The sequence below is a fragment of the Ruegeria sp. Ofav3-42 genome, from assembly GCF_022347725.1.
GTDB lineage: Bacteria > Pseudomonadota > Alphaproteobacteria > Rhodobacterales > Rhodobacteraceae > Ruegeria.
Genome location: NZ_JAKRGB010000027.1, coordinates 22,140 through 29,621, shown reverse-complemented (window position 1 = coordinate 29,621; position 7,482 = coordinate 22,140). Strand labels below are relative to the sequence as shown.

General features: G+C 55.5%; 9 protein-coding genes. 7 read left to right on the top strand and 2 right to left on the bottom strand.

Going from position 1 to position 7,482, the window contains the following annotated elements; genetic code table 11:
* Nucleotides 1–811: homogentisate 1,2-dioxygenase (locus MHN28_RS23405; protein WP_239345287.1), on the bottom strand; the 811-nt coding region annotated here is incomplete at its 3' end.
* Nucleotides 812–962: 151 nt separating this feature from the next.
* Here MHN28_RS23405 and MHN28_RS23400 point away from each other — a divergent pair.
* The 7 genes from MHN28_RS23400 to MHN28_RS23370 all read left to right on the top strand — a co-directional run bounded on the left by MHN28_RS23400 (nucleotide 963) and on the right by MHN28_RS23370 (nucleotide 6,991).
* A complete protein-coding gene (locus MHN28_RS23400) occupies nucleotides 963–1,400 on the top strand; it encodes a MarR family winged helix-turn-helix transcriptional regulator (RefSeq protein WP_239345279.1) in 438 nt (145 codons plus the stop codon).
* A 205-nt stretch (nucleotides 1,401–1,605) separates the two neighbouring features.
* Complete coding sequence (locus tag MHN28_RS23395) at nucleotides 1,606–2,280, top strand: imm11 family protein (protein ID WP_239345277.1); 675 nt, start codon at nucleotides 1,606–1,608, stop codon at nucleotides 2,278–2,280.
* 833 nt (nucleotides 2,281–3,113) lie between these two features.
* A complete protein-coding gene (locus MHN28_RS23390; RefSeq protein WP_239345275.1) occupies nucleotides 3,114–3,671 on the top strand; it encodes a VOC family protein in 558 nt (185 codons plus the stop codon).
* Nucleotides 3,671–5,281 (top strand): FAD-dependent oxidoreductase, encoded by a 1,611-nt coding sequence (locus MHN28_RS23385; protein WP_239345273.1) that lies wholly within the window; start codon nucleotides 3,671–3,673, stop codon nucleotides 5,279–5,281. Before MHN28_RS23390 ends, MHN28_RS23385 begins: the two co-directional genes overlap by 1 nt.
* Nucleotides 5,281–5,463, top strand: coding sequence for a DUF2783 domain-containing protein (locus tag MHN28_RS23380; RefSeq protein ID WP_239345271.1), 183 nt, complete (start codon nucleotides 5,281–5,283; stop codon nucleotides 5,461–5,463). Before MHN28_RS23385 ends, MHN28_RS23380 begins: the two co-directional genes overlap by 1 nt.
* A gap of 179 nt (nucleotides 5,464–5,642) precedes the next feature.
* Nucleotides 5,643–6,317 (top strand): CoA transferase subunit A, encoded by a 675-nt coding sequence (locus tag MHN28_RS23375; RefSeq protein WP_370645799.1) that lies wholly within the window; start codon nucleotides 5,643–5,645, stop codon nucleotides 6,315–6,317.
* Entirely contained in the window at nucleotides 6,314–6,991 is a 678-nt protein-coding gene (locus tag MHN28_RS23370; protein WP_239345269.1) for a 3-oxoacid CoA-transferase subunit B, read from the top strand. Before MHN28_RS23375 ends, MHN28_RS23370 begins: the two co-directional genes overlap by 4 nt.
* A gap of 29 nt (nucleotides 6,992–7,020) precedes the next feature.
* On the opposite strand, the gene hpaR is transcribed toward MHN28_RS23370, so the two are convergent.
* Nucleotides 7,021–7,461 (bottom strand): homoprotocatechuate degradation operon regulator HpaR, encoded by a 441-nt coding sequence (hpaR, locus tag MHN28_RS23365; RefSeq protein ID WP_239345268.1) that lies wholly within the window; start codon nucleotides 7,459–7,461, stop codon nucleotides 7,021–7,023.
* Between the last annotated feature and the right edge of the window lie 21 nt (nucleotides 7,462–7,482).

Below are 7,482 nucleotides of genomic sequence, written 5' to 3'. Positions count from 1 at the left end.
CCAGCGGGCTTTGGCCGATCCTGGTGGTATGGAACTGCCCACACCATTTGACCGTCACGGTCGAGGGCACCTCGCGGTCTTCAAACGCTGCAACCGGCGCTTTGAAATCGCGCGGGTTGGCCATGCAGTTCGCGCCGATCGGGCCGCGTCCGGGCAGTTCGAATTTCTGGCCGTAATTCTCGCAGACAAAACCCCGGCAGGGGCCTTCCAGTACCTCGACGCGGTAGACCAGGCCGCGCGGGATGATGGCAATTTCTTTGGGCTCAAGGTCAATGATCCCCAGTTCGGTCGCAAAGCGCAGGCGGCCTTCCTGTTGCACAACCAACAGCTCGGAATCGGCCGAGAAGAAATAGTCATCCACCATGGATTCAGTAACCAGATAGATATGGCTTGCCATGCCCACCTGCGTGTTCACGTCGCCCGCCGTGGTCATCGTGCGCATCCCGGTCAGCCAGGTGAGGCCTTCATCGGAATGGGGCACCGCATCCCAGCGGTATTGACCAAGGCTGATTACGTCCGGGTCAACACACGGCGCTGACTTCCAGAGCGGCAGATCGACTTTTTCATAACGGTGCGAGTGCTTTACCGAGGGGCGAATGCGGTAGCACCACGTGCGCTCAGGCGGGTTCGCGGTAAAGGCAGTGCCGCTGAGTTGTTCGCCATAAAGGCCATAATTGCACCGCTGGGGGCTGTTCATCCCCCGCGGCAGCGCACCCGGCAAAGCCTCAGTCTCAAAATCATTCGCCCAACCAGGCATATAGCCCTTGGAAATAGAAGCCCCATCATCAGCGACAGTCAATCCGCTATTCATTTTGAGGTCAGCCATCTGGGTCTCCTGTTCAAACGATTCGGGCAGGCTTTGAGCTTGCCCTCAATAAACGTTTCAGATGCAACGAAGTCAATATTTTTGTTGCAAGTGCAACGAAACTCTGGCTTCAATGACGCTGAAAGGAAATTGATGCATGAGCACCAGAGGCTTGCCGGAATTCGATTTAGACGGGTTCTTGCCGTATCGACTTACAGTTCTGGCCGCGCACCTGAGCGCAGAGATGGCTCAACAATATAAGAAGAAATTTGGAATCTCGAATTCCGAATGGCGCGTTCTTGTGAATGTTGGATATGCTGAAAACCCGTCGGTTCGGGACATTGAAAAGAGGGTCAGCCTAGAAAAGTCAAAGGTCAGCCGGGCGGCAGCGCGGCTTGAAGTCCGTGGCCTGATCACCAAAGTTGTAGATCCCGATGACCGACGGCTGGTCAATCTCACCCTGACGGAAAAAGGCACCGATCTTCTAAGCCAACTGGTCCCAATCGCAATGTCGTTTCAGTCCAGTTTGGAAGCCAAACTTGGCGAAGCTGAAGAAGCACTGATTGCCGCCCTCGATCTGCTGTCGGAAGAATAAATAAAAAGGAAGTGTCCGCAAACCGTGTTGGTCTGCCGTGCGCAACAAAGTGTTTTTTGACTAAGGCTCCTTCAATGTTCGCTGCCGCATCAGCTAAGTAGTTGATGCACCGCGTATTCTTCTGGAAACACAAAAGAAAACGCGATAGCCGAAACTACGAGGCGGCGAATATAGTCACCCTAAAGGAGAAAGCTTGATACCAGCATTGATCCAAAAGCAGTTCGGTGGTCGGTTTTACGGCAAGTTTCGTTTGATTGCCTTTGATGAAGCCGAAAAGGCGCGGGTGACCACAGGGGTTGATTTAGAAAAGGAAGCTGAAACGAAATACATTTTGACGCATCATTTCGACGATCCATATATGATCGAATTTTTGCGTGCGGAGCGCGCCCGCGCCCCGGAACATGTGGCCCGTAAGCTTAAACTGGCCGAAGGAGCTGAGCTTCCTGACTTTATTGAAAGTTCTGGAACGGGCTATGTTGTGAGTGCGAAGCTGAAAGGGATCATTGAGCTTCACCTGAGTGATCGCGATGGGATGACCTTCTTTCCACTTGAGATTTATCGCAAAGACGGGACGCTTTACTCTGCAGATTTTTTTGCATGGAACGTCTACCGCAAAGTGGATGCAGTGGACCCAATCTGCTTGGGCGTTGCGACGGTTGCAGGTCCGGTGGATGGAAATCACATGTGGACATACCGAAGCGGTGGCGGCAGGACCGCCAAAGGCCTGAAGTTGATGGAGTCCGAAATCGAAGGTTTAACCGCGTGGCGGGATTTCCGGTTTCGAGGTGATTTCAATTTTATCTCTGACGCTCTGTTAGCGGACATGGAAGCTGAAGGCATTGAAGGCTTTGAAGTAGAAAGCCTTTGGGGTGTCGTCTGACAGCGCATTTAGTCACCGAACACGCGCCTTGAGCTGACATTTCTGCCAAGTGCTATGCTGGGTCTATGATGCCTGAATAATCTCCGCAGGTCGAAGCTCGGAAGGCCGCACCTCCAGCCAACGAATGTAGCCATTGAGGTTCTTTGTGGCAGGCCCGCAAAACGGTCGGATGAACCGGTCGTAGCGGGCGTGGCGCGATTTGACATTCTCGGTGATATAACAGCTTGCAGCTACGCGTGTCCCGCTTTGAATCGGCCAAAAAATGCTCAATCCCCACCGTTCCTTGCCAGAGATGCGTAGCCATTGGTGCCGTCCGAACAGAGCATTGCACCACCCGGCCGAGTGGTTGCATCGCCCGCTCCAGTGTCACGCCTTTCCGGTTCGGAAGCCGCCGAAAAAGATGGGGGCCGCCACGATCAATAACCGTCACGATGGGCAGTTGCCACTTTGACAGACCACGCATCATCTTCTTCCCGCGCGTCGTGAGTCTCTCCACCTGGGGCGCGACGTTCTGCGGATCGGAAAAAGAACGCGTCGGGTCAGTTATCGGCCTTTTTTTGAAGCGCACCCGGATCATAGTCCGCATTAATCGACCGTTTACGCTTGGTCTCACCCATGTTCAGTGACAGCACCGTAAGTGCGGCCATAGACTCTCGACGAGTCGGCAAGAGAAGGCCTCGGCCGTTTTGTGTGGGGTAGTTTCTTGGTTCATGGGATTGCTTCTATCCCGCCAAATCAGCTCGTTGCAAGTGCAACGACTTGATCTAGATCAAACTGCGCCAATCCGATCCGAGCTAATCATTGCAAATGCAACGAATCTGGAGGAGGCCAAAATGAACGCTCAGACTCTCAAACTCGATCAAATTCATCACGTCGCATATCGCTGCAAGGATGCGAAGGAAACGGTCGAGTTCTACACCAAAATGCTGAACATGGATTTTGTGCTGGCAATTGCCGAAGACCATGTGCCTTCTACGCATGAACCCGATCCATACATGCACCTGTTTCTGGATGCGGGGAACGGAAACGTGTTGGCGTTCTTCGAACTGCCGACCAAACCTGAAATGGGGCGCGACCCGAATACGCCGAAATGGGTCCAGCACATAGCGTTCAAGGTCAAGGACCGCGAAACGCTGATCGGGTTCAAGGAACACCTCGAAGCCAACGGCGTCGATGTGCTGGGCGTTACCGACCACTCGATCTTCCATTCGATTTATTTCTTCGATCCCAACGGCCACCGCGTGGAACTCGCTTGTCCTGATCCAAAGGAAGAAGAAATGATTAAGCGGCTGGACGCGGTGAAATGGGACATGTTGGAAGAATGGTCGCGCACCAAGAAAGCACCTCAGCATGCAGATTGGCTTCACGCTAAAGAGTTGGGGAAAAAGTGATGCTGAACACCTACGATTTCCCCGAATTTCCTTATGTGCAGTCCGAGGATCAGATATCCGGGCAGACGGTTCGCCACCCTGTCGTGATCGTCGGGGGCGGGCCGGTCGGGTTAACCGCCGCGCTGGATCTTGCAGCGCAAGGGATCAAGGTTGTTGTGCTTGACGACAATAACACGGTCTCGGTCGGTTCTCGGGCCGTCTGCTATGCCAAGCGCCCGCTCGAAATCTGGGATCGTCTGGGCGTAGGCGAACGGATGATCGAAAAAGGCGTCGACTGGAAGCTGGGGCGCGTGTTCCTGCGCGATAAAGAAGTCTATACCTTCGATCTGTTGCCGGAGGACGGGCACAAAATTCCGGCCTTCATCAACCTTCAGCAATACTATCTTGAAGAATACATGGTTGAAGCCTGTGATCGGAACCCTCTGATCGACATCCGGTGGAAACACAAGGTCTTGTCGCTGCGCCAGTACGATAACTATGCCGAGATCGCGGTTGAAACACCGGATGGGATATTTACCCTCGAAGCGGGCTGGCTATTGGCCTGCGATGGCGCGAATTCGGATACCCGGCGCATGGTCGGGGCGGAGTTTGCCGGCCAGTTCTTTCAGGACCGTTTTCTGATCGCAGACATCGTGATGAAGGCAGACTTTCCGGCCGAACGCTGGTTCTGGTTCGATCCTGACTTTCATCGTGGGCAGTCGGCTCTGTTGCACAAGCAATCCGATGACGTCTGGCGGTTGGATTTCCAGTTGGGCTGGGACGCAGACCCCGAGGTCGAGAAACGCCCGGAAAACATTATTCCCCGAGTCAGGGCGATGATTGGCGAGGATGTGGAATTCGAACTGGAATGGGCGTCCGTCTATCAGTTTGCCTGTCGCCGTGTAGATCAGTTCCGACATGGTCGCGTTCTGTTCGCCGGAGATGCGGCGCATCAGGTTTCTCCCTTTGGCGCGCGTGGTGCCAACACAGGGGTTCAGGACATTGACAACCTGTCATGGAAACTGGCTGCTGTTCTGCGTGGCGAAGCCCCGATCGCTCTGCTGGACACCTACCACGCCGAGCGGGCCTATGCGGCAGACGACAACCTTCTGAACTCAACCCGTTCTACAGATTTCATCACACCCAAGAATGGCGCATCGAAGCGGTTCCGCAAAGCTGTATTAGACCTTGCGAATAAGACCGAATTTGCCCGGCCGCTGGTCAATTCGGGCCGGTTGTCCACGCCGACGCCGTATCTCGATAGCGCGCTAAACACGGCCGATGGCGGCGCGTGGAAGGGGCGGATGACGCCCGGCACTTGCGCCTCTGACGCGCCAATTGTCGTGGGCGGCAAGGACGGCTGGCTGCTGGACCAGTTCACTGGCGGCTTTGTCCTGCTTGCCTTGGGCGTTGAGGCTGAGCCGGTCGATGCCGGAGCCTTCACGCCGAAGGTGGTCACTTTGGGCAGCAGCTTTGACGATCCAAAGGGGTTGGTTTCCGAGCGCTACGACGCGGAGGAGGGCGCGCTGTATCTGATCCGCCCGGATCAGCATATCTCAGCCCGCTGGCGCAGATTCGACGCGGACGCCGTGAAATCCGCGATTTCCAAAGCTACGGCAGGAGCAATTTGATGAGCCTGAACCTGAAGCCCAACATCGAGTCTCCGGACGATTTCTATCAACTGCTCACAGATGCACAGCGCGATCTGTCGGATGAAGACGCCAATGACATGAACGCGCGTCTGGTTCTGATCCTCGCCAACCAGATCGGTTCGCTGAACGATTTGCAGGAAGCGATTGAAATCGCAAAGTAAAGACCGCCACGCCCGCCAAGTCGGGCGTGGTCTTCCAACCCGAATGTACCGACACGTGTATCCGGCTTTGTGCCTTCGGACAAGGGCTGCCTATGCGCGTAGTTGTGTTTAGTTCCCGGCCAAAAATCACTTGCAAGGCGCCTTAGTTCGAGGCGAGAGTTTTGAGGCCGACGCGGGCGATTAGAGCGGGCGCATTACACAAAAAAACCATCAAAGCGGAAGATGCTGCGGAACTTATCCCCGATGGCGCCAGTCTTTTGATTGGAGGTTTCATGGGCGTTGGTACTCCGAACCGGATCATCGATGCTCTTGTTGCGCGAGGCGCCAAAGACCTTGAGATCATCGCAAATGACACCGCGGTGCCTGATGTCGGAATCGGCAAGCTGATCGCTGCAAATGCCGTGCGCCGTGTTGTGGCAAGCCATATCGGCCTCAACCCGCAGACACAGGAAATGATGATGTCCGGCGAGATCGAGGTTGAACTTGTTCCGCAAGGCACGTTGGTGGAACAGATACGCGCAGCCGGCGTCGGGCTTGGTGGATTCCTCACGCCGACAGGATTGGGTACCAGTGTCGCGGAAGGAAAAGAAATCGTGACCGTTGGCGACCAGGACTACCTTCTGGAGCAGGCCATATGGGCCGAGTTTGCGCTGATCTCCGCCAAGAATTGCGACTATGTCGGCAATCTCGAGTATTCGCTGACCGCGCATAACTTCAATCCGGTCATGGCGCTTGCTGGAAAGACCGTGATTGCCGAGCCTGAGCATATACTGCCGGTTGGTGCTATTCCGCCCGACAGTGTCAAGACGCCGGGTATTCTTGTGGATCACATTCTTGAAAGGGCGAGCAAATGACCCTGCCAACCAGCCCCAAAGACATCATTGCCCGGCGTGTGGCGCAAGAGATCAAATTCGGAATGCTCGTCAATCTGGGTATTGGCCTGCCGAGTTTGGTGGCCAATCATCTACCCTTGGACGCCGGCGTGTTTTTTCAGGCCGAGAACGGTGTCATCGGTTTGGGCGCCCCCCCACCCGAGGGGATGGAGGACGAAAATCTGACGGATGCAGGTGGCGGCTTTGTCTCCGCCGTGCCGGGGGCTGCGTCCATCGATAGCGCGATGAGTTTCGGCATTATTCGAGGTGGCCATTTGGACATGACGGTTCTGGGCGGGCTGCAGGTGGACGCCATGGGGCGGCTGGCAAACTGGATGGTTCCGGGCAAGCTGATACCGGGCATGGGTGGCGCAATGGATCTGGTTACCGGCGCGCGCCGCGTCATCGTCGCGATGCAGCATTCAGCAAAAGGCAAATCGAAGGTTGTGGCCGAATGTGACTTGCCTCTGACTTCGACCAGACCCGTGGACTTGATAGTAACCGAATTGGCGGTTTTTACGCCAACGGCGGATGGCTTGGTTCTCAGAGAGCTCGCGCCGGGCACAACTGTCGACGATGTCACGCGCAATACTGAAGCCGGATTCATCGTTGCTGGCGATATCGGAGTTATGAATTTAGCAAGCTGGTCGAGCTAACAGCGCACAGTGGCGGAGTCGGCCGGAGGTCAGACTTTGACCGCTTGCAATTCCTCGAGCAGATCCAACAGGTTGTCCAGTTTCTTGCGGCCCATCTGTGCCTCGATTTTGTCCGCAATCTCCAGCGAAGCAGCAAGGTTCTCTTCCAATATCCGGCGGCCCTCATCCGTGATCTTGACCATGGTTCGGCGCTTGTCCTGACTGTCCTGGCGGCGGCTGATCTGACCTTCGGCCTCCATTGTGCGTAAGATGCGGGTGAGGCTTGGCAGCAGCAGGCAGGCTTCGTGGGCGATGGTGCTTTGCTCAACCTCGCCCAATTCGTCCAGAACACGCAGGATTCGCCACTTCTGTTCGGTCAATTGAATACCCTGCAGCATGTCGCGCACGGGGGCCATGACGGTTTCGCGGGCGCGCAGCAGCGCAATGGGAAGCGAGCGCGCGGTGCTCTTTGTATGACTTTGAGTGTTCATGCGGTCTTCTAGAGCGCCATT